Source organism: Bacillus sp. Bos-x628, assembly GCF_040500475.1.
GTDB classification, from domain to species: Bacteria; Bacillota; Bacilli; order Bacillales; family Bacillaceae; genus Bacillus; species Bacillus maqinnsis.
In genome coordinates, this window is the sequence record NZ_CP159358.1 from 550,871 (window position 1) to 573,274 (window position 22,404).

At 39.9% G+C, this 22,404-nt stretch carries 18 protein-coding genes; 12 read left to right on the plus strand and 6 right to left on the minus strand.

All coding sequences use genetic code 11. From position 1 onward, the window contains the following. The first annotated feature begins 296 nt into the window (after window positions 1-296). The 3 genes from mmgD to prpB are packed head-to-tail and all read left to right on the plus strand — an operon-like array spanning window position 297 to window position 3,807. The gene (mmgD, locus tag ABVJ71_RS03035) at window positions 297-1,439 is read left to right on the plus strand and encodes a citrate synthase (protein WP_353856534.1); all 1,143 of its coding nucleotides are present in this window, start codon (window positions 297-299) and stop codon (window positions 1,437-1,439) included. 2 nt (window positions 1,440-1,441) lie between these two features. Then, window positions 1,442-2,878 carry a bifunctional 2-methylcitrate dehydratase/aconitate hydratase gene (locus tag ABVJ71_RS03040; RefSeq protein ID WP_353855546.1) on the plus strand — a complete coding sequence of 479 codons (1,437 nt, stop codon included), beginning with the start codon at window positions 1,442-1,444 and terminating at the stop codon, window positions 2,876-2,878. A gap of 11 nt (window positions 2,879-2,889) precedes the next feature. Next, a complete protein-coding gene (gene prpB, locus ABVJ71_RS03045; protein WP_353855547.1) occupies window positions 2,890-3,807 on the plus strand; it encodes a methylisocitrate lyase in 918 nt (305 codons plus the stop codon). A gap of 34 nt (window positions 3,808-3,841) precedes the next feature. On the opposite strand, the gene ABVJ71_RS03050 is transcribed toward prpB, so the two are convergent. Together ABVJ71_RS03050 and ABVJ71_RS03055 are read right to left on the minus strand one after the other, a co-directional pair. Then, window positions 3,842-4,504 carry a lysozyme family protein gene (locus ABVJ71_RS03050; RefSeq protein ID WP_353855548.1) on the minus strand — a complete coding sequence of 221 codons (663 nt, stop codon included), beginning with the start codon at window positions 4,502-4,504 and terminating at the stop codon, window positions 3,842-3,844. A 97-nt stretch (window positions 4,505-4,601) separates the two neighbouring features. Further along, window positions 4,602-5,927 carry an APC family permease gene (locus tag ABVJ71_RS03055; RefSeq protein WP_353856535.1) on the minus strand — a complete coding sequence of 442 codons (1,326 nt, stop codon included), beginning with the start codon at window positions 5,925-5,927 and terminating at the stop codon, window positions 4,602-4,604. A 185-nt stretch (window positions 5,928-6,112) separates the two neighbouring features. Between ABVJ71_RS03055 and czrA the strand changes: the two genes are divergently transcribed. Beyond that, window positions 6,113-6,442 carry a Zn(II)-responsive metalloregulatory transcriptional repressor CzrA gene (gene czrA, locus ABVJ71_RS03060; RefSeq protein ID WP_353855549.1) on the plus strand — a complete coding sequence of 110 codons (330 nt, stop codon included), beginning with the start codon at window positions 6,113-6,115 and terminating at the stop codon, window positions 6,440-6,442. Window positions 6,443-6,660: 218 nt separating this feature from the next. On the opposite strand, the gene ABVJ71_RS03065 is transcribed toward czrA, so the two are convergent. Beyond that, the gene (locus ABVJ71_RS03065; protein WP_353855550.1) at window positions 6,661-7,185 is read right to left on the minus strand and encodes a mother cell-specific membrane sporulation protein; all 525 of its coding nucleotides are present in this window, start codon (window positions 7,183-7,185) and stop codon (window positions 6,661-6,663) included. Window positions 7,186-7,654: 469 nt separating this feature from the next. Here ABVJ71_RS03065 and ABVJ71_RS03070 point away from each other — a divergent pair, with 469 nt between their 5' ends. From ABVJ71_RS03070 to ABVJ71_RS03090, 5 genes are all read left to right on the plus strand, one after another. Continuing rightward, the gene (locus ABVJ71_RS03070) at window positions 7,655-8,515 is read left to right on the plus strand and encodes a hypothetical protein (protein WP_353855551.1); all 861 of its coding nucleotides are present in this window, start codon (window positions 7,655-7,657) and stop codon (window positions 8,513-8,515) included. Next, window positions 8,499-9,104, plus strand: a complete 606-nt coding sequence (locus ABVJ71_RS03075) for a DUF4166 domain-containing protein (RefSeq protein ID WP_353855552.1) — start codon at window positions 8,499-8,501, stop codon at window positions 9,102-9,104. Before ABVJ71_RS03070 ends, ABVJ71_RS03075 begins: the two co-directional genes overlap by 17 nt. Window positions 9,105-9,616: 512 nt before the next feature. Beyond that, window positions 9,617-9,949 (plus strand): chaperone CsaA, encoded by a 333-nt coding sequence (csaA, locus tag ABVJ71_RS03080; RefSeq protein WP_353855553.1) that lies wholly within the window; start codon window positions 9,617-9,619, stop codon window positions 9,947-9,949. A gap of 529 nt (window positions 9,950-10,478) precedes the next feature. Then, on the plus strand, window positions 10,479-11,870 hold the full coding sequence (locus ABVJ71_RS03085) for an MFS transporter (RefSeq protein ID WP_353855554.1): 1,392 nt from the start codon (window positions 10,479-10,481) through the stop codon (window positions 11,868-11,870). A gap of 14 nt (window positions 11,871-11,884) precedes the next feature. Beyond that, window positions 11,885-13,492: a glycoside hydrolase family 43 protein gene (locus ABVJ71_RS03090; RefSeq protein WP_353855555.1), complete on the plus strand. Its 1,608-nt coding sequence runs from the start codon at window positions 11,885-11,887 to the stop codon at window positions 13,490-13,492. Between the two features lie 48 nt (window positions 13,493-13,540). On the opposite strand, the gene ABVJ71_RS03095 is transcribed toward ABVJ71_RS03090, so the two are convergent. Further along, window positions 13,541-14,701, minus strand: a complete 1,161-nt coding sequence (locus ABVJ71_RS03095; RefSeq protein WP_353856536.1) for an ROK family transcriptional regulator — start codon at window positions 14,699-14,701, stop codon at window positions 13,541-13,543. Window positions 14,702-14,908: 207 nt separating this feature from the next. On the opposite strand from ABVJ71_RS03095, the gene xylA reads away from it, so the two are divergent. The 3 genes from xylA to ABVJ71_RS03110 all read left to right on the plus strand — a co-directional run bounded on the left by xylA (window position 14,909) and on the right by ABVJ71_RS03110 (window position 18,593). Next, complete coding sequence (xylA, locus tag ABVJ71_RS03100) at window positions 14,909-16,246, plus strand: xylose isomerase (protein ID WP_353856537.1); 1,338 nt, start codon at window positions 14,909-14,911, stop codon at window positions 16,244-16,246. 35 nt (window positions 16,247-16,281) lie between these two features. Then, a complete protein-coding gene (gene xylB / locus ABVJ71_RS03105; RefSeq protein ID WP_353855556.1) occupies window positions 16,282-17,772 on the plus strand; it encodes a xylulokinase in 1,491 nt (496 codons plus the stop codon). Between the two features lie 170 nt (window positions 17,773-17,942). Further along, entirely contained in the window at window positions 17,943-18,593 is a 651-nt protein-coding gene (locus ABVJ71_RS03110) for a glycoside hydrolase family 11 protein (protein WP_353855557.1), read from the plus strand. A 59-nt stretch (window positions 18,594-18,652) separates the two neighbouring features. Here the strand turns inward: ABVJ71_RS03110 and ABVJ71_RS03115 are convergent, their stop codons facing one another. Both ABVJ71_RS03115 and ABVJ71_RS03120 read right to left on the minus strand, forming a co-directional pair. Next, window positions 18,653-20,695 carry a molybdopterin oxidoreductase family protein gene (locus tag ABVJ71_RS03115; protein WP_353855558.1) on the minus strand — a complete coding sequence of 681 codons (2,043 nt, stop codon included), beginning with the start codon at window positions 20,693-20,695 and terminating at the stop codon, window positions 18,653-18,655. A 154-nt stretch (window positions 20,696-20,849) separates the two neighbouring features. Further along, entirely contained in the window at window positions 20,850-22,058 is a 1,209-nt protein-coding gene (locus ABVJ71_RS03120) for a cytochrome P450 (RefSeq protein ID WP_353855559.1), read from the minus strand. Window positions 22,059-22,404 lie beyond the last annotated feature (346 nt).

Consider the following 22,404-nt stretch of genomic DNA (forward strand, 5'->3'; position numbering starts at 1 on the left):
TGACCAAGGGGTAAAATAAAAACCATTTTACCCCTTTGCCATCTTTTCAGCGTGAATGGAAAACCCGAGCTACTTGTGTGGAGCGAATTGAACATTCGTGAGCGCCAGCGCGCTGATCTGACAACGAGTGCGAGGGTTTGTCTACACGTTACTTTTATTTACAAGATGAAGGGCTTTGGATAAAATGGGAATTGGGTGATCCGACTAGCACGGTATGTTCCCACCTATAGATTCACATCACTTCTTGCCGTTTGCTCGTTTGGAGAACAACAATTGATCGAAACGGGGGTTACATGATGACGGAACAACTGCAATATAAACCGGGACTTGAAGACATTGTCGCAAGCGAAACATCAATTTCATATTTAGATGTGGAACAAGAAGAGATTGTGATTCGCGGTTATGACCTCATAGAATTGGCGCAAAAAAAGACATTCTTAGAAACAGCCTACCTGCTTATTTATGGAAGATTACCAGATGCAATGGAGAAACATCATTTTCAGCAAAACATTTCCTCTCAAACAGTATTACATCCAATCATTCAAACAATTTTGACAAATTTGCCAAAAACTACCCACCCAATGGATGCCATAAGAACTTGCCTATCTGCTCTTGCAGGGTACGATGAAGCTTTACATGATCGAACAGCAGACTGCCAAAAAGCGCGAGCGGTTCGATTGTTAGGTCAGTTGCCAGCAATTGTTGCTGGAAGCTATCATATTCTCACTAAAAATGCCGCTATTTCTCCAAACCAGAACAAACCCTACACAGAAAACTTTTTAGCCATGTTAACAGGGCGTATACCTACTCAAGATGAAATAACTGCTTTTGATCAAACGTTAACGCTATATAGTGAACACGAGCTGCCTAATTCTACTTTCGCTGCCAGAGTCATTGCCTCCACTCATTCAGACATGTACGGTGCTTTTACTGGTGCTATTTCATCATTAAAAGGTGATTTGCACGGTGGAGCGAATGAAGCGGTCATGCATATGCTTCTTGAAGGAAAGTCAATAGAAGGTTTCCTTGCACTCATTGAACAAAAACTAGCGGCAAAAGAAAAAATGATGGGCTTTGGCCACAGGGTATATATGAGAAAAATAGACCCGAGAGCGACTCTTTTAAAAAAAACATTGAAAACGCTTACTGAATCAAAGGGAGATACGACATTGTATGACATGTGTGTAGCAGGGGAGGCATACATGAAAGAAAAGAAAAACCTCTATCCCAATCTTGATTATTACGCAGCACCTATTTATTATGTGCTCGGTATTCCAATTTCGCTTTACACACCAATTTTTTTCGCTGCTAGAGCGAGCGGACTTGCTGCCCATGTGATTGAACAGCATATGCACAATCGCATTTTTAGACCAAGGGTGCGGTATTTAGGACCAAGAGGATTAAAAGTCTCAAATGATGATGGGAAAACGGAGGAATGAAGATGAACAAAACAGCTTTAGCAAGTCAAACGGATCAGCTATTAGAGGAGATTGCAGCTTATGCTGTTGAGGGAGAGATCACGAGTAAAGAAGCCATTGAGACCGCTCGGTATGTGTTAATGGATACACTCGGCTGCGGAATGCTTGCACTCAATTTTCCAGAATGTACGAAACATCTAGGTCCTATTGTGCCAGGAACAGTTGTACCAAACGGTGCTCGGGTCCCAGGCACCTCGTTTGTCTTAGATCCTGTTCAAGCTGCTTTTAATATCGGTTGTATGATTCGGTGGTTAGACTATAATGACACTTGGCTTGCACAAGAGTGGGGGCATCCATCTGATAATTTAGGCGGGATTTTAGCAGTTAGTGATTATATCAGCAGAACACGACTTGCAAACGGAGAAGAGCCACTCACCATGAATGAAGTCTTGCACGCTATTGTGAAGGCACATGAAATACAAGGTGTGCTTGCATTGGAAAATAGTTTAAACAGAAATGGATTGGACCATGTTCTTTTTGTAAAAGTTGCTTCGAGTGCAGTGGTTTGTGCCATGCTTGGCGGGACGAAAGAAGATGTACAACATGTTTTATCACAAGCATTTATTGATAATTCACCTCTTAGAACTTATCGACATGCACCTAACACTGGCTCAAGGAAATCATGGGCTGCAGGTGATGCAACAAGTCGTGCGGTGCGATTGGCGATGATGACATTGAAAGGCGAAAGGGGTTATCAAACACCGCTTAGTGCGGAAAATTGGGGATTCGAAGATGTATTGATGAAGGGAAAACCCCTCACCCTTGGTCAGCCTCTCGGTTCTTATGTGATTGAAAATGTTCTCTTTAAAATTGCCTATCCTGCTGAGTTCCATGCACAAACTGCTGCAGAGGCTGCTGTGATGCTGCATGAAGCGGTGAAGGATCGGTTAGATGAAATTGATCGAATAGAGATTACAACACATGAATCTGCCATTCGGATTATTGATAAAAAAGGGCCGCTTTACAATCCGGCAGACCGTGATCATTGTTTGCAATATATTACAGCTATCGGACTCATCTATGGTGAGCTAACGGCTGATCATTATGAAGAGGAAACAGCACAAAACCCGGTCATTGATCGCTTAAGAGATCGAATGGTTGTGAAAGAAGAGAAAAGGTATACCGAAGACTATTTAGACCCGAAAAAGAGATCTATTGCCAATCGAGTTCAAATCTTCTTTAAAGACGGGACAATGACTGACGGGGTAGAGATTGAATATCCATTAGGTCACCGTAAAAGAAGAAAAGAAGCGATTCCACTACTCGAATCAAAATGGAAGTATCATTTAAAAACGAGATTTCCACAAAGGCAAGTAGATCAAATCGTGACACTCTGTCAAAATTCAAATCAACTAAAAACAACAACCGTACCAGCATTTATGGATTTATTCGTCATATAAGGGGGATCAGCATGTGGATCGTGAATGAAGAAAAAAGTCAAACGGAATTAGCTGCAGCATTTGCTGAACAAATGAACAAATCGGATTTATATCAAATCCCAGGCGTTCACGATGCAATGTCTGCGCTCTATGCCCAAAAGATTGGCTTTAAAGGTCTCTATTTATCAGGTGCCGCTTTTTGTGCAAGCAAAGGCCTTCCGGATCTTGGAATGATAAATTCAACCGAAATGGCTGAAAAAGCAAAAGAAATCATTAGAGCTACACAGTTGCCCCTTTTGGTGGATATGGATACCGGATATGGCGGTGTATTAAATGCAGCAAGGGCCGCAAAAGAAATGGTCGAAAGCAAGGTAGCTGCTGTCCAAATTGAAGATCAGCAAATGCCGAAAAAATGTGGTCATTTAAACGGAAAATCACTCGTTCCAGTAGAAGAGATGATTGCCAAAATCAAAGCGGTGAAACAGGCGGCTCCAACGCTTTTTGTTGTCGCAAGAACTGATGCTAAATCAGTAAGTGGGATGGATGATGTCATCCATCGGGCTAATTTATATGTAGAAGCAGGAGCTGATGCCATTTTTCCTGAAGCGCTCGTCACATCTGAAGAATTTGTGCAGGCTTCAAACAAGATTAAGGGTCCGCTACTTGCAAATATGACGGAGTTTGGTAAAACCCCATACTTTCATGCAGATGAATTTTCTGCTTTTGGCTTTCAAATGGTGATCTATCCTGTGTCATCCTTAAGAGTCGCTGCGAAAGCGTATGAGCGTTTATTTACAGAGATTATGGAAAAAGGAACGCAGCAGGGAATGCTGGATGATATGCAAACGAGAAAAGAGTTATATGAAACGATTCATTATGATGAATATGAAGAAATGGATCAGCATTTAGCCAAAACAATTCTTCCGGAAATCGGAAAGGAACATCAATAAATTGAAAAGCACTTCCCAAACGGGAAGTGCTTTTTTACGATGATGGTGTGGATGATGAAGCCAATTTCATTTTTTCTTCAACTGTTTTCGTTTTTTCTTTTACTTTTTCAGCATAAGTGAAATCGCCATAGCAATACGGATAGCGGTAGTTATCTTTGTCGCCTCCACACGTATATAAGTTAGGGTTGCGTTTCACTTGCTTTTTGGAGTATTGCTTTGCCAATTCTTCAGAATGCTTTCCCCCGTTTTTCGCAACAAAATCAATATAGCCGATTCCCATGTTATAGCTTTGAATAATGGTTTCCAAATCAACGCCTTTTTTCTTTCCATGTTTGTACATAGAAGAAAAATGATGGATTCCTTGTCTGATGCTTTTCTGAGGGTCATTGATTTCATTTCTTTTCAAACCAAGAGATTCAGAGGACTGCATCGGATCTCCGCCCCTGCCTTTTGATTCTTGATACATCATACCGAGGATTAACGCCGTATATTGATCTAAATGTCGATCTTTTAACTCAGTCTCTACAAGCGGTTTGTAATCATCCAATCTCAACAAAACAATTGATTCCGTATCAATGGGCAACTTTTTTAACTCCTTTTGATTAAAAGAAACGAAAATAGCTGCAAATACGAAAACAAACAGAAAAATCGTGAAACAGCCTGAAATGGCAAAACATCCTGTTTTTCTCTTTTTCAAGGTCATGTTCACCCCTGTTTTGTCCCGCTTTTAAAGGGAAGTACAGCCTTTATATTATGACACATCCTGCACTGGATACCAAGCGAAAACATAAGAATCAATCATATCCAAAAGTAAATTCAGCTCTTGTTTTCAGCCTGTAGCAAAAATAGAGAAAACCGATAATGAGCCAGACCAAACCGATGATCAATGCATTTGTGCTAATGCTTGTTAAAAGCCATATACAAAATGCCATGCCGCAAAGAGGAATCACTGCATATCTAAGGATATGAAGAATGCCTCTTTGTTTTTGTCTCACTATATAATGGGCAAAAACAGACAAGTTGACAAAAGTGAAGCCAATTAGCGCACCAAAGCTAATAAACGAATAAATGACCTCTAGCTCGCCAATCACTGCAGATAAAGAGAAAACACCGATTAATAAGATATTCAAAACAGGGGTTTTCAATGTCGGATGAATATAACCGAAGAAACGCTTTGGCAAAGACTCATCTCTGCCCATCGCATATAACAGTCTTGCTGCGCTCGCATGTGACGATAACGAGGATGAGATGACAGCCACCATGGTTCCAGCTAAGAAGAACGAGTGGAGGAATGCACCGCCAACAAATTCAGCAATTTCAAGTGAGGCTGCATCAGGATGCTTGAACTGCTGGAAATTTGGGAAAACCTGCTGTAAAAAATAAGACGTGATTATAAACAAGACGCCTCCAATTGCTACCGTTAGAAAAATCGCAAGTGGAATAGTCTTTTTAGGGCGGATGGTTTCCTCAGACAGCGTAGAAATCGCATCAAAGCCTAGAAAGGAAAAGCATAAAATGGTCGCTCCAGAGAAAATAAGTGCAGGGTCTAAACTCTCTGAATAAAAAGGGCGAGCTGACACTAGTTCTCCACTGCCTAAGTTTTGGGTAAGTCCATAAATAATAAAACCAACAAATGTAACAGCGATCATCACTTGAAAGGTGACAAATAATGCCGTAATGTTGGCTGTGAGCCGGATACCGATGACATTGACAGTCGTTATGGCGATAGCAAGTATGATGATCCAAAGGTCATGGGGTACAGTTGGAAAGGCTGCTGTTAAATAAGCACTGCCTATTGCAAAATTCACCATAGGCAAAAATAAATAATCCAGTAAAAGAGTCCATCCTACAAGGAAGCCGATATGAGGATGAATACTTTTTTGTGCGTATGTATATGCAGATCCTGCTTTTGGAAAAGCCTTCACCATATTCCCATAGCTAAGCGCTGTCAATAGTAATGCTAACAAAGTAAATATATAAGCTGCGGCCACGTGTCCTTTCGTTAGCTGAGCAACAATGCCGTATGAATCAAATACGACAAGTGGATCCATATAAGCAAGCCCGATTACAACAAGCGGAATCACAGTCAGGCTGCGTTTTAGTCTTGGCTCTTCAGTCAATTTGCCTATCAGCTCCTTAAAAAATGAATAAATAATGCTCATTTTAAAAAGAATGCTACCTTGTGTCAATGCTATTTGAATAAATCTTTTTTAAAAGACGTGCCAGCTTTGCATGACGCACATTTTGGTATATGATGATACATAGAAGTAAGAAGTGATTTGACTGACAAGAAAGGTGAAGCGATATGAAGGAACAACTGAATACAAATCAAGATCAGGAACGGATGGAGCTGGATGAAGAAAGCCTGTTTCTTGTATCACAAACATTTAAAGCCTTATCTGATCCCACACGTATTCGTATTCTGCATCTGCTTTCTCAAGGTGAACATTCGGTAAATGATATAGCTGAAACACTCAATCTCATGCAATCAACGGTATCTCATCAGTTGCGCTTTTTAAAAAATCTTCGTCTCGTGAAATCGAGAAGAGCAGGGACGTCCATTTTTTACAGTCCTGAAGATCAACATGTAATGGAAGTCCTTGAACAAATGATTTACCATACGCAGCATGATTGATAAAAACCTCAGATGGATTGACAAAGGGCTAAAATGAAACCATTTTAGCCCTTTGTCATCTTTTCAGCGTGAATGGAAAACCCTTGAAGTCTAGGAAGACCTGAGCTATTTGCGCGGAGCGAATTGAACATTCGTGAGCACCAGCACGCAGATTTGACAACGAATGCAAGGGGTTGTCGACACGCTGAAACCTTCCTTCATCTTAAATAGGCAGATTTTTATGCATGATGCACTTGGACATGTCTCTTATTTGCTTTCATCATTTGATAAGAAAACACCATATAGTAAGCGGCAAGCAGAAAAAAGCTGAGCATGGTCAGGGCATCAGTACTCACAATATGCTGATAAAGCTCAAATATGTTGATGGTCGTGATGGAATGTTTCGTGATCTCAATCAATTTAAAGGCAAACCTTGATAAAAACAAACATAAAATAAAACATTCGATCCATTTACTCGTTTTTACATAGAGCCGGCCATTTTCCGATTTGATACGCACCGTCTGATAGGAATGAGCGGCTAGGATACTCCCAAAACTCATGCCAATTGCGGCATAAATTAAAATACTGTTATTTTGCAATCCTTCTGTTATAAGAATAAGGGCGGTCAAACCAAATACATTCATTCTTAAAAAAAGCGCCATCGGACGGACAGGTTGATAGCGTCTCATTCGATTCATTCGAATCATGATACACATCATCATAATGATCCCGATGATGAATAACTGCCACACGTTATGCGTCATGATGCAACCTCCTCCTGCATAGGCAGGGATGTAAACGTAATGCTGGCTGTTACTTATCTTTACCATTTTTTCTTTTTTTATCAAACCAACCCTTGCATTTATCAAAAAGAGGAAAAGTCATGAAGATGGATCACATTTTGTCCATTGTGATGCTGCTAATAGTAAGAAACAAGTATAAGGCATCATTTCCGTATGAAAAGAGTCATTGAAGTAGCATTAAAACTCGCAGATGAAAAAGGCTTTATAACACTGACAATTCAAACAATGCAAATTCCAACTCTTCATAAAAGCAATTAAATTAAACCAGTTTTAATAAAAGGCAACAGCAGATAGTTGTTTACTAGTAAAGTGAATCGCTTCATCGTAAGCGGTTTTTATTTTGCCAAAATGGGAAATTAAAGATTTGACAGTTTTGTGAAACATGGTATGCTTATTATGTGAAATAATTCACATAAAGGAGTAGAGGCAGATGAAAAGAAAGCCTGTTTATGTGGAAACAGAAATTAGTGCACCATTAGAAAAAGTATGGGAATATACGCAAAATCCAAAGCTACATGAACAGTGGGATTTGCGGTTTTCAACCATTTCATTGAACGGTCCTAGAGATGAGCAGCCTCAATCTTTTCTCTATGAAAAACATCTTGGATTTGGCGTGAGCGTCACAGGGACAGGAGTTTATCGAACAAACATCATGGATGACCGTAATGAAAGAGCATCGTCACTGACATTTACATCGTCACACCCATTGTCCTTTATCAAAGAAGGTGACGGCTATTGGAAGTATATTAAAACGAATGAACATATTGTGTTTAAAACGCAATTTGATTATGAGACGAGAGAAGGAAAGGGATGGAAGTGGGCAGACCGGCTCTTTTTTCGGCCGATGATGGGATTGATCACCGCATTTAGTTTTGGCTCATTAAAAACATGGCTCGAAAAGGGAATTCACCCTCGGCTGTTATTAGAGAGAACACTTGCTCATTACGGGATTTGTTTGCTTTTTGCCTTCGTCTGGATATGTCAAGCGGTCATACCGTTTGCACATTCTGCTTTTGATCATCGTCCGGGATTTCGATTGTTTTACGTGCTTTTAGGCGTATCATGGCTCATTCCTCATCTACCGAAAAAGTATATATTCGTCCTTCAAAGTGTTTTTCTTCTCATTATACTTATTATAGGGATTATGTCCCCTCATGCGACGCTCCATGAGCCACTTGTGATGAGTGCATTTTTGATCTTGTCGATTGCGGGCATGATCAATCTGAAAGATTGTGTAGATGTGTTTTCGATGAAACGAAAAAGGAGAGAAAAACATGGTCGTTCATCATAATCTAGTGAAGAATTACGAAAAGCTACATCCGAAATTAAAAGATCGGTACAACAGGGCTTTTGTGGCAGAAGGAATGATGGAGGAAATAGGTGGCGGGACAAAGTTCATCCGATTTCTCTTCCGATTAGGTCCATTGTTTCGTTGTTTTTTTCCTGAAAGAGGAAAAGATATTCCCTTTCGCATCGTCAATGAGCCATTTACGACAAGTACAGGAGAAGAAGGAATGCACTGGTTTCGTACGTTTTATTTCCCTCAAAAGGAAAGACATTTTGATGCGGATATGGTGATTGATCGAGAGAGTCACAGGATACTAGATTACTTTGGTCAGCCGAGGATTCTCATGTCAGAGCTTCATTTTACAGTGACAGAGAATCGGTGTCTGCACATTCAATCAGGTAAACAAAAGTGTTTGTTTGCAGGCCGAGAATGGCCACTCCCTTCATGGCTTTACGGCATGTCAGATGTAACAGAAGGATACGATGAAGACACAGAAGAGTTCACGATTCATGTAGTTGTAAAAAATCGTATATTTGGGACTCTTTTTACATACAAAGGGCGGTTCACAGAGAAAGGTGTTAGTGATGAATAAATTTGATATAGCTACTAGCATGATGTTGTTGCGAGTCTTTTTTCTGACTATTGCACAACCACTCCCATATTCGCAGCTTACAGCGATTTTAAAGCCTATCAATTAGAAGCAAAAAGCAAATGTCCAAAAGAGTTACGGTGACGAAGAATTGTATTTCTCGCAACCAAAATGGCCCTAGTTGATGCAAGGTGGCAACGATTGGAAGGATGACAAAAAAGTCCAGCAAAACTCCACATGTCTGATAATGTAAACAAGTGTTAACTTTTGAGAGGAAGCAGTAGGATTATCTGCCATTTTACAGAAATTATTATTATAGTTGCAAATCGTTGAAAGAATACAACAAATACATGATGTGGAATGAAATGTAACGAGATCGTAAAGGGAAAGTAAAGCAGACGATCATATATGCTACAATGGATGAAAATCAAAGAGAGACAAGTATCAATTAATGATAAAACAAGAGTCTTTCATGATTCAAAACATTTTTGAATGAAAAGGAGAGAGCAATTCATATGGCAGATATTGAACAGTTTTTAGCGTTAGATATTCGTGTAGGCACGATATTAGAGGCAGAATTTTTTGCAGAAGCAAGAGTTCCTGCCTTGAAATTGAAGATTGATTTTGGTCATGAGATTGGCGTGAAACAGTCAAGTGCACAGTTAACGAAACGTTATTCTGCTGAGAGCCTTATCGGTAAACAGATAGTGGCAGTCGTCAATTTCCCGCCAAGAAGAATTGCAGGGTTTAAATCAGAGGTGCTTGTGCTAGGAGGTATGCCGACCAAAGAAGATGTTGTGTTACTTTCCATAGATGAACCGGTTGAGAATGGGACAAAAATAGGATAAGTATAAAAAAAAAGACATCTCCTTAAAAGAAGATGTCTTTTGCGTATTGAGGCGGAATCGCCACACGCCACATTCGTGTGTGTCTCAAAGAGACGTATGACCCGACTTACACAATTCAGCTCATCGCTTGATTAATATAGCATGGTCGAAGGTGAAATGCAAGATGGTATGGATTCAAATCATCATATATTTGCATAAAAGAAGAAATGAGCAAGCAATAAAGGAAAAATTGGACGTATATAAGTTTTGAGGAATATTTTTTCAAAAAATATTGAAAAGTCAGATCAGATTATATAAAATAAATTCATCTTAGTTTATTGATTAAACAAACTAAGATACTGAATATAAAATTTTTTCTAAAAAAGAAGGAGTGATGATCAGAACGCATTCATTTGATCTGTTGCTTATCTAGGCTAAGTCGGTCTATTAGAAAAACCAATTTTGAAAGCGCTTTAATTCAATTTACCTTTTGCTGCTGCCCTACACATTCTGTTGTTAGAAGATGCAAAGTATAGAAAGGGGAAAGCTCATGGTTAGTGAGAATTTAAAGAAGATTCGCATGTCGGAAAAAGTTGGATATGCTTCAGGAGATTTTGCATGTAATTTGATTTATGCCACTGTCTCTACGTATCTATTATTTTTTTATACGGATGTGTATGGTTTATCCGCTGCAGCTGCAGGAACCATGTTTTTAATTGTACGAGCAATTGATGCGCTTGCAGATCCTTTTATTGGGGCAATGGTCGATCGAACCAATAGTCGATTTGGCCGCTTTAGACCTTATCTATTATTTGGTGCCTTTCCGTTTGCGGTACTAGCCATCCTCTGTTTTACAACACCTGATTTTTCCGCTATGGGCAAATTAATTTATGCCTATATAACGTATGTCGGTTTATCGCTTACATACACATTCATCAATGTTCCTTATGGTGCTTTAACATCCGCAATGACGAGAAATAACCAAGAGGTTGTCAGTATTACGTCTGTTCGTATGTTTTTTGCAAATCTCGGAGGTCTTGTCGTTGCTTTTTTTGTTCCATTTCTAGCTACTTATTTAAGCGATACAACGGGAAATACGGCACTTGGCTGGCAGATGACGATGGCATTACTAGGCATTCTAGGGGGCGGGTTACTTATCATTTGCTTTAAAAGTACGAACGAACGAGTGTCGCTTCAAAAGCATGAGGAAAAGATTAAGTTCACGGATATCTTTGTCCAATTACGTGTGAATCGTCCACTAGTTGTGTTAAGCATCTTCTTTATCATTATCTTTGGTGTTAACTCCATCAGCAATTCAGTTGGTATTTACTATGTGACCTATAACCTTGGAAAAGAGGATTTAGTTAAGTGGTATGGATTAATCGGCAGTTTGCCTGCTTTATTGGTTTTACCTTTTATTCCGCGGTTACACAAACGATTAGGAAAGAAGAAACTGCTGTACTATTCTTTATTACTTAATATCATAGGGCTTCTTGCTTTACTTGTTGTGCCGCCGAATCAAATCTTTCTTATTTTTCTCTTCCGATTAGTAGCGGCCGCAGGAAGTATTACAGCTGGCGCTTATATGTGGGCACTTATTCCGGAAACCGTTGAATATGGTGAATATAAAACAGGGAAAAGAATGGGAGGACTGATCTATGCAGTGATCGGCTTTTTCTTTAAGTTCGGGATGGCATTAGGAGGCATTGTGCCAGGTCTCGTACTTGATAAGTTCGGCTATGTGGCAAACCAAATGCAAACACCTGAAGCATTATTGGGAATTTTAATCACCACAACGGTGATACCTGCATTTTTACTCATTTTAGCGATGATTGATATTCATTTTTATAATCTAGACGAGAAAGAGCATCAAAAGGTCGTCAGAGAGCTTGAGAACAGGGATAAGGTGTACGTAGATCATATAGAGGATTTTAAAATGTAATGGGAGGGTGTTCAATGAAAATTATCAATCCAGTTCTAAAAGGATTTAACCCTGATCCAAGTATTTGCCGTGTAGGAGAAGATTATTATATTGCAGTATCTACATTTGAATGGTTTCCAGGTGTTCAAATTTATCATTCAAAGGATTTGGTCAATTGGCGGTTAATCTCACGGCCTCTGCAAAAAACGTCTCAATTAGATATGAAAGGAAATCCTGATTCCGGCGGAGTATGGGCACCTTGTTTAAGTTATGCAGATGGCATGTTTTGGCTGATTTATTCAGATATAAAGGTAGTAGACGGTCCGTTTAAGGATGGCCATAATTATTTGGTAACCTGTGACACGGTGGATGGAAAGTGGAGCGATCCCGTTTGGCTCAACAGTTCAGGATTTGACCCGTCTTTATTCCATGATCGCAGCGGTAAGAAATATTTATTGAATATGTTATGGGATCACAGAGAAAATCAGCATTCTTTTGCAGGGATTGTCCTGCAGGAATACTGTGCGGCAGAGCAAAAGCTGATCGGTCAGCGAAAAGTCATTTTTAAAGGAACAGATATTAAATTGACGGAAGCCCCGCATCTTTATCAAATCGGTGACTACTATTATTTATTAACAGCAGAGGGAGGAACGCGGTATGAGCATGCAGCCACGATTGCCCGCTCCTCGAATATTGAAGGTCCATATGAGGTTCATCCGGATAACCCCATTTTAAGTGCATTTCATGATCCGAGGCATCCATTGCAAAAATGCGGGCACGCCTCCATTGTTCATACACATACGAATGAATGGTACTTGGCTCATTTAACAGGTCGTCCGATTCGATCAAGTCAAGAGTCTATTTTTCAACAAAGAGGATACTGTCCTTTAGGAAGGGAAACAGCCATTCAAAAGCTTTATTGGAAAGACGGATGGCCGTATGTAGCGGGTGGTAAAGAGGGGGCGATGGAGGTCGAAGCACCTGCTGTCGCTGAAAAGGTATTCTCTTCAACTGTCCCAAAAGTCGACGAGTTCAAGGAATCAGAGTTAAATATGCACTTTCAAACATTAAGAATTCCATTTACAAGTCAAATTGGTTCTTTAACAGAAAAACCCGATCATCTCAGATTATACGGTCAGGAGTCTCTAACATCTAAGTTTACACAATCCTTTGTTGCAAGGCGTTGGCAAAGTTTTTATTTTGAAGCGGAAACGGCTGTTTCGTTCTTTCCCGAAAACTTTCAACAAGCAGCTGGTCTAGTGAATTATTATAATACAGAAAACTGGACAGCTCTTCAGGTGACATACGATGAAGAACTCGGCCGTATACTTGAGTTGTCCGTCTGCCAGAATCTCGCTTTTTCTCAGCCGTTAAATGATAAAATCGTCATTCCAGACGGGGTGCCATATGTATATATAAAAGTGACTGTTCAGCAGGAGACTTACCATTATTCTTTTTCTTTTAACCAACAGGATTGGAAGAAGATTGACATCTCGTTTGAATCCAGCCATTTGTCTGATGATTTCATTCGTGGTGGCGGATTCTTTACAGGTGCATTTGTCGGTATGCAATGTCAAGATACAAGTGGCGCACATTTGCCTGCTGATTTTAAATACTTTCGTTATGAAGAAACATGTGAATAAAAAAAAGACAACAGATCTGTGCTGTCTCTTTTTTATCATATACGGATTTTATTGGGGTTTGGTGACATCATTTAAGAAATTTTCTATCACAAGAGATGTCATGCCTAATGCAGGTGCATGTTGACCTAAAGAGGAAGGGAGCAGCTCAATATGAGTGCTGAATTGAGAATACATTCTTGAAGACACTTCATTTTTAATGACATTCAATACCATTGGGTGAGATTCAATCACCTTGTTTCTTAATATAACGGCTTGCGGATTAAATGTATGGAGGACATTCGTGAGCCCAACCCCAAGATAAAATCCAAAATTGCGCAACGCATTTAATGTTTTCATATCATTCAGCTTAGCGAGCTGTTCAATTTCTTGATAGGACACCTTCTGATTATTTGATTGCAGTGACTGAAATAATGCTTTCTCAGATGCATACAGCTCCCAGCATCCACGGTTTCCGCAGCTACATGTTGGTCCATTAAAGTCAATCGTCATATGTCCCATTTCACCAGAAAAACCGTAAGCGCCTCTGTATAAATGACGTTTGATAATGATGCCGATCCCAATTCCTGTGCCGATACTTGCATATATTAGGTGATCATAGTGTTTTGCCGCACCAAATATTTTTTCACCATAAGCCCCAGCATTTGCTTCATTTTCAATCAATACGGGCACATGGAACGTTTTCTTTAGACTAGTTTTTAGATCGAAGTTTTTCCATTTTGAATGAGGCGTAAAGACGATTCGTTCATTTTCATCAACTAAGCCTGGGATACAAATTCCGATACCGACTAGTCCATATGGAGAAGAGGGAATCTGTGAAATAAAATGCTGAATTAACTCAATTAAGGTGCTCTTGGTATCTTCAGGAGAACTAGATTTGAGCATGAGTTGTTGATGAAGAATAAGGGAGCCTTCAAGATCTGTTAATATGCCATTGACATAATCGACACCTACATCAATGCCAATAGAGTAACCCGCATGTTTATTAAACATTAGCAAAACTGGTCTTCTTCCGCCGCTAGATTCACCTTGACCTATTTCATAGACAAGATTTTCTTTCATCAATGTACTCACTTGAGAAGAAACAGTCGATTTATTTAATCCAGTGATTTCAGATAATTTAGCCCTAGAGATTGGCGCATTTGTAAGAATTTCTTTTAGCAAAAGCTTTTGATTTATTTTTTTCACAAAGGTTTGATCAGCGATATCCACTTTATTCACTCCATTTGTTTCGTCTTTAAATTAAGTCAAATCAAAGTGCTTCTCTTCATTTCGTGAGAAGCGTGATGATATTTTTATTATAACGAAAATATTTCTGGAAAACTAAAAAATATTGAAAATTCAAAGAGAGTTGATGCGCATATAGTTCGTTTGTTTGTTGGGTCAACTTATTAAGTAAAATCATAGGAGGAACTTATGATGGTAAAACCAAACATGCATTTCTTAAACAAATTAGAAGGAATGAGCAAGATTTCATATGAAGGGAGACAATCAAGAAACCCACTCGCCTTTAAACATTATGATGCGAATGAAGTCATCGGCGGAAAAACAATGAAAGATCACTTACGTTTCTCTGTCGCTTATTGGCACACATTGACTGCTGATGGAACAGACATGTTTGGTGTTGGCACGATGCAAAGGCCATGGAATTCTTACAGCGGAATGGACTTAGCAAAAGTGAGATTAGATGCAGCCTTTCAACTATTCGACATTTTGGATGTTCCATATTTTTCATTTCATGACCGGGATATTGCCCCAGAGGGGGATTCTTTACAAGAGACGAATCAACATTTGGATATCATTCTAAAAAGAATGAAGGAATACATGGAACATAGTCATGTAAAGCTATTGTGGAATACAGCTAACATGTTTACGAATCCTCGTTTTGTGCACGGCGCTGCAACTTCTTGTCATGCTGATGTGTTTGCATATGCTGCGGCGCAAGTAAAGAAAGGAATAGAAACAGCAAAAGAACTTGGAGCGGAAAATTATGTATTCTGGGGCGGTCGAGAGGGCTATGACACACTACTGAATACAGATTTGAAAAGAGAACTTGATCACATGGCAACATTTTTGCATATGGCTGTCGATTATGCGAAAGAAATTGGGTACACAGGTCAATTTTTAATTGAGCCAAAGCCGAAGGAGCCGACGACTCATCAATATGATACAGATGCAGCAACGACCATCGCCTTTTTAAAGCAATACGGATTAGACCCATATTTTAAATTAAACATTGAGGCCAATCATGCGACACTAGCCGGACATACGTTTGAGCATGAATTACGTCTAGCCAGAATTCATGGTCTGCTTGGGTCAGTTGATGCGAACCAAGGCAATACACTTCTAGGCTGGGATACAGACGAATTTCCGACTGATTTATATGCAACAACGCTGGCGATGTATGAAATTTTGCAAAACGGCGGTCTTGGAACGGGAGGATTAAATTTTGATGCGAAAGTGAGAAGAGCTTCTTTTGAACTTGAAGATTTATTGTACGCCCATATTGCTGGAATGGATGCTTTTGCAAAAGGATTACGAGTGGCTCATAGGCTCATAGAAGATCGTGTGTTTGAAGATGTCATCAAGCACCGGTATCGAAGTTTTTCTGAAGGAATTGGCCGAGATATTTCAGAGGGCAAAGCAACCTTTCATACATTAGAAGAATATGCTTTGAAGCATCCGATCATTAGAAACGAATCTGGTCGAGAAGAACAACTGAAAGCACGATTAAATCAGTATATTTTAGAGGAATGATAGAATCTATGTTTTTGTCTTGAAGGAGTGAAAAAATGAAGTATGTGATTGGAATTGACCTTGGAACAAGTGGAGTAAAAGCGATATTAGTAGATCAATATGGAGAGGTGTGCAGTGAAACATCTAAACGATATGCGCTGATTCAAAAAAAGCCGGGATATTGTGAGCAGCATCCTGATGATTGGGTAGAGCAGACCATCGCTGCCTTGAAAGAGCTGATGGCACAACACCCTGTTACAAATGAAGTAGAGGGCATCAGTTTTTCTGGGCAGATGCATGGTTTGGTTTTATTAGATGAAAACGAACAAGTGCTCTGTCCAGCTATATTGTGGAACGACACGAGAACAACAGACCAGTGCAAGCACATCACAAAGAAGCTAGGGGGGCGGTTACTAGATATCACAAGAAACCATGCTTTAGAAGGGTTTACATTGCCGAAAATGTTATGGGTGAAAGAGCATGAACCAGAAATTGATAAAAAAATTGACGTGTTTTTACTCCCAAAAGATTATGTCAGATTGCGTTTAACGGGCGCCATTCATACCGATTATTCTGATGCGGCAGGCACTTTACTATTAGACATAGGAAAGAAAAAGTGGAGTGATGACATCTGTCAGCAGTTTGATATCTCTCCTCATATTTGTCCGCCACTTGTGTCATCCGAGGCGGAAGTTGGAACTCTTTTGCCACATATTGCACGGGAGATTGGAATAGCAGAAGATGTGAAAGTATTTGCTGGAGGAGCAGATAATGCTTGTGGTGCAATCGGTGCGGGCATTTTGTCTTCAGGTCAAACATTATGCAGTATTGGAACATCCGGTGTCATTTTATCATATGAAGAGCAGCACGAAAGAGAATTACAAGGACATTTACATCTGTTTTATCATGCGAAGAAAAACGCTTTTTATACAATGGGCGTCACACTTTCAGCAGGATATAGTCTTGATTGGATTAAATCCTTAATGGCTCCAGATGAACCGTTCAGACAGCTACTTCAAGGTGTGGAACATGTACCGCCAGGAGCAAATGGATTATTATTTACGCCATATTTGGTTGGCGAAAGAACGCCTTATGCTGATTCCGTTATTCGAGGAAGTTTTATCGGATTAGACAGTCGGCATGAAAGAGTGCATTTAATCAGAGCAGTGCTAGAGGGTGTCACCTTTTCATTGAATGAATCGATTGTCTTATTTAGGCAGGCAGGGAAAAAAATCGATTCCATTGTGTCAATTGGTGGTGGGGCTAAAAGTGATACATGGCTTCAAATGCAGGCAAATATTTTTCAATCTACAGTAACCAAGTTAGATAATGAACAAGGTCCTGCTTTAGGAGCAGCAATGCTTGCAGCCGTTGGTTGTGGCTGGTTTGAGTCTCTTGAAGCATGTGCCGTTCAGTTTATACGTCAAGCAACCGCCTTTTATCCAAATAAAGAGCATGTCGATGAGTATGAACACCTATTTAGTTTATATCAGAGCATTTATACAAGAACAAGAGACATTCATATGGATTTAAAGCGTTATCGTTAAAGTCAAATCAAAAGGCAAGTGGTCGGTCAAAGCGGTGATATACCTGATCACTTATCAACATGAAAGGAGGTGACAGGTTCGTTTCATCACAGATATGACAAAGCAAATACTGATGAAAAAGGAGAGGAGTTTGGAATGAATCAAAAAAATTGAGGCTGTTTTTTGTGCTGTTGATTGGATTGACACTTTCACTGGCTGCCGTACCGGCTCATGCCATGACAATCACCAATAATCAAATGGGAAACCATAGTGGGTACGATTATGAGCTATGGAAGGATTATGGAAATACATCCATGACACTCAATAATGGCGGCGCATTTAGCGCGCAATGGAACAATATTGGAAATGCTTTGTTTCGAAAAGGGAAGAAATTTGATTCGACCAAAACTCATTATCAGATCGGCAACATGTCCATTCAATACAACGCAAGCTTCAATCCGGGCGGGAATTCCTATTTGTGTGTCTATGGCTGGACACAATCACCATTAGTTGAATATTATATTGTTGATTCTTGGGGAACCTATCGTCCAACAGGAACGTTTAAGGGAACATTTTATGTGGATGGAGGCACGTATGACATTTATGAAACGACTCGTGTGAATCAGCCTTCAATTATCGGTATTGCTACCTTCAAGCAATATTGGAGTGTACGTCAAACAAAGCGTACAAGCGGGACTGTATCAGTTAGTCAGCATTTTAAAAAGTGGGAAAGCTTAGGCATGCCAATGGGGAAAATGTATGAAACAGCATTGACGGTAGAAGGCTATCAAAGTAACGGAAGTGCGAATGTCACAACCAATATTTTAAATATCGGACAATAAAAAAGAAGATATGGAGAAAGCCAACAGAGTTCACCGTCGTTTACACTGCTGGCTTTTTCTTATGATATTTTTTCAACCTCGACTCTACCAGAAAAGAAAGTGGCCCCTCCGCCCATATCTGCCAGCCGGTCAGGTGTTAATCCATTGACTAAATGTTTTTTGCCTTTTTGATCTGCCCATAATCCTTGACTGACCACAACTCCAGGTAATACATTGTCACCGACTGAAACTGTAAGTTCGCATTCTCCTCTATCATTATAGACACGAACTACCTCTCCATCTTCAATGTTTCTCTCATGCGCATCTTTTTGATTCATATGAAGCTTCGGGAATTTCTCAAGCTTTTGATGCTTTTCATTAAGTGAAAAGGTTGAATTGAGAAAATTATGGTTTGGTCCAGGGATAAAGGTGAGTGGATAATCACTCTCCTTATATAATGGTATATAAGTTGGTAGCGCTGGATAGCCATCTCTTTTCATTTGCTCAGAATAAAGCTCTATTTTCCCACTTGGTGTTGGTAGCTTTAACTCTTGGAACGGACCACGTTTTGCTTTGATCCATTTTTTCTCTTTTAATGCTTGATATGAAATGTTTTCATAGTGCGGGTTTTCTGGATGATGTAGTGCTTGTTCCATTAATTCTGCATCTGTATGGCGGAAAGCTTCATCCTCAAAGCCCATGGCATGAGCAAGAAGACGAAATACCTCTGTATTTGATTTACTTTCGCCATATCGTTCAATGACTGGCTCTTGAATTTGAATATAATGGTGCCAATAAGAAGTATAGAAATCTTCATTTTCAAATGCAGATGTCGCAGGGAGGACAATGTCTGCATATGTTGCTGTTTCTGTTAGGAACAAGTCATGTACAATGGTAAATAAGTCCTCTCTTAGCAAACCTTCTCTTACTTTATTGGCTTCAGGTGTGACAATGGCTGGATTACAGGAATACACAAAGATTGAATCAATAGAAGGTGTTGCATCCAGCAAAATGCTGCCTAGCTGATTCATATTAAATGTTCTAGGTGCTTTCTCTTTTAATAAATCTGGTCTTTGTAAAGCTGTTTCATTATAACTGAGGAAAGAAGAGTTTGATTTCGTGGCTCCGCCGCCTTGATGAAGCCATTGACCTGTTAGGGCAGGGAGGCAGGCAATCGTTCGGATGTTCATTCCACCATTATCATGATGCTGCAAACCATTGCCAATTCGTATGAAAGATGGCGATGTATCGGCATACATTCTTGCAAGTGTGATGATATCTTCTTTCGGGACACCTGTGATCTGTTCAACCGTTTCTGGGTCGTACTCTTTCACATGCTCGCGCAATTCTTCGTAACCAACCGTATACGTTTCTAAAAAAGACGAATCTGTTCGACCTTCTTTAAACAGAACGTGCATCAGTCCAAGGGCGAGCGCACTGTCAGTGCCGGGACGAAGCGGGATGAACCAGTCGGCCATTCGGCCCGTTTGGTTTTTGTGAACATCAATGACGACAATTTTCGCCCCCTGTTTTCTCGCTTTTTGTGCCAAGGTGATTTGGTGCATGTTTGTCGAAACCGCATTGATTCCCCAAAATATAAAGAGCTTCGTATGAATTGTTTCCTCAGGATCTGTACCGATGCTTGCACCCATGGTATATTTATAACCAATTGTTCCCGCTGATTGACAAATGGTTCTGTCTAGCTGACTTGAACCGAGACGATAGAAAAAGCGGCGATCCATCCCTTCCGCATTGAGATTCCCCATGTTTCCATAGAAGCTGTAAGGCAGTATACTTTCGGCTCCTTTTTCTTCAATGATGCCTGTCCATTTTTGCCGAATGGTTTCAATGGCTTCTTCCCACGTGATGGGCGCAAACTGACCGTCTCCTTTTCGACCCACTCGTTTTAAAGGGGTCGTCAGACGCTTTGGATCATAAATGCGTGCTGTAACATTTCTTACTTTATTGCAGATGTTCCCTTGTGTCACCGGGTGATCCGGATCACCTTGAACTTTGACGATCTTTCCATTTTCTTTATGTATTAAAAGACCGCACTGATCCGGGCAATCTAAAGAACAAACGGATTTGAATATCCCGTCTTTCATAACTGTATAATCGGTCATACGTTTTAGCTTCCTTTCCGAATACTGTAGTCGCTTTATATGGACTATATTTTAGCATGTTCAGAGGAGGAAGGTAAGAAAGAGATCATCTATCTAAGCGAATGACTTGAAAGGAATAGGTGCTTCATATTAAAAAAGCCCTCTAGATGGGCTTTTACGAACGACCTTCAGAACGCAACACTTGAACTGGAAATTCTTTTACACCAAAAACAAAGGTGCTCTGAATGGGTTTGAGACTATCAGCAGTACATTTGAATTCTTTAAATGTGTTTAATAAAATTTCGATCGCAATGTTGCTCTCAAGTCTAGCAAGGGGTGCACCAAGACAGAAATGAATCCCAAAACCAAAGCTCATGTGCGGATTTGATTTTCGGTCAAGTCGAAATGTTTCTGGGTCTTCAAATTTCTGTTCATCCCGATTCGCCGAAGCAATCCAGCCGATAAGATAGTCTCCTTTCTGTATTTGCTGACCGGCTATTTCAACATTCTGTGTTGCAATTCGGCCTATGGCTTGAACAGGTGGATAATAACGTAAGGTCTCCTCGGTTAATTGCGGAATCAAGGATGAATCTTCTCTCACTGCTTCGACGATATCAGGCTGCTCGGTGAGGAGTCTTACTGTATTTGTGATTAAATTGGTTGTCGTTTCATTCCCTGCGACAAGTAATAGAATACAAAAGCCAAGCAGCTCGTTTTCAGTTAACTGTTCACCGTCAATCTCTGCTTGAATCAGTAAAGAAATCAAATCATTTGCAGGGGCTTCCGTACGCTTTTGAATCAGATGTAAAAAGTAATCAGATAGTTCTTCTTCCGCCCGTTTTTGCATGTCGACGACGGCTTGAATAGCTTCTTGAGATTCGTCTTTCGCACCTGCAACAAGGGCATCTGAATGTTTCTTAATAAACTGTCGATCTTTTACCTCTGCACCGAGCAACTCTGCGATGATCATGACAGGAAGGGGTGCAGCTAAATCATGCACAACATCAAATGTATGTTCATGCTCCACTTGTTTTAATAGATCATGCGAGAGGTCTTTGATCTTTTCCTCTAATTGTTTGATCGCTTTTGGTGTGAATGCTTTATTCACGAGTGCTCTCATCTTTGTATGTTTTGGAGGATCCATGGTTAAGATGCTCGTTTTTGAAGTGCTTCTTCCTCGCTGTGAGGAGAACAATTTCGGCTGTTTGAGAACAGATTGAATATCTGCATAGCGAAACAGATCCCAGCACTTTCTTGTTTCATCGTATCTTATACCAGTCTGCGCACGTAACTCATTGTAAATAGGGAATGGGAACAGAAGGTCATCTGTGGATCGAATTTCTTTCATTGGAATGACATTGACATAGTTTTCTTTCACTTTCATTATGGACGCTCCTTTTTCGGATTACTTCACTTTCACGTTATCACCAGAAAAACAGCATTTCAACGGACATGTTTTCTAAAATATGTCAATAGTCTAATTGAAACATTCAAACGAATTTATTTAATAGGAAAAAAGAAAGTGATAAAAATGATAATGCTTACTAAACAATAGAATTGAAGTCACCGGATCTAGAATAAAATGAAGATTTTAGTCGAATGAAAGGGTCAGTTGCTTTTGTCTGGAGACGGGCAGATGAGTCAGTAAACAAAATAAAATAATGGTAAGAACAACTAAAGTTCATCTTGTCACACTCTTCCTCTTAAGAAGAGTGTGAAAGTATAACAAA

Bases quoted from the DNA above. Each gene is read 5' to 3' on its own strand.
- mmgD (WP_353856534.1), top strand. From the start codon at position 297: ATGACGGAACAACTGCAATATAAACCGGGACTTGAAGACATTGTCGCA.
- ABVJ71_RS03040 (WP_353855546.1), top strand. From the start codon at position 1,442: ATGAACAAAACAGCTTTAGCAAGTCAAACGGATCAGCTATTAGAGGAG.
- prpB (WP_353855547.1), top strand. From the start codon at position 2,890: ATGTGGATCGTGAATGAAGAAAAAAGTCAAACGGAATTAGCTGCAGCA.
- czrA (WP_353855549.1), top strand. From the start codon at position 6,113: ATGAAGGAACAACTGAATACAAATCAAGATCAGGAACGGATGGAGCTG.
- ABVJ71_RS03065 (WP_353855550.1), bottom strand. From the start codon at position 7,185: ATGACGCATAACGTGTGGCAGTTATTCATCATCGGGATCATTATGATG.
- ABVJ71_RS03070 (WP_353855551.1), top strand. From the start codon at position 7,655: ATGAAAAGAAAGCCTGTTTATGTGGAAACAGAAATTAGTGCACCATTA.
- ABVJ71_RS03075 (WP_353855552.1), top strand. From the start codon at position 8,499: ATGGTCGTTCATCATAATCTAGTGAAGAATTACGAAAAGCTACATCCG.
- csaA (WP_353855553.1), top strand. From the start codon at position 9,617: ATGGCAGATATTGAACAGTTTTTAGCGTTAGATATTCGTGTAGGCACG.
- ABVJ71_RS03085 (WP_353855554.1), top strand. From the start codon at position 10,479: ATGGTTAGTGAGAATTTAAAGAAGATTCGCATGTCGGAAAAAGTTGGA.
- ABVJ71_RS03090 (WP_353855555.1), top strand. From the start codon at position 11,885: ATGAAAATTATCAATCCAGTTCTAAAAGGATTTAACCCTGATCCAAGT.
- xylA (WP_353856537.1), top strand. From the start codon at position 14,909: ATGGTAAAACCAAACATGCATTTCTTAAACAAATTAGAAGGAATGAGC.
- xylB (WP_353855556.1), top strand. From the start codon at position 16,282: ATGAAGTATGTGATTGGAATTGACCTTGGAACAAGTGGAGTAAAAGCG.
- ABVJ71_RS03115 (WP_353855558.1), bottom strand. From the start codon at position 20,695: ATGACCGATTATACAGTTATGAAAGACGGGATATTCAAATCCGTTTGT.
- ABVJ71_RS03120 (WP_353855559.1), bottom strand. From the start codon at position 22,058: ATGAAAGTGAAAGAAAACTATGTCAATGTCATTCCAATGAAAGAAATT.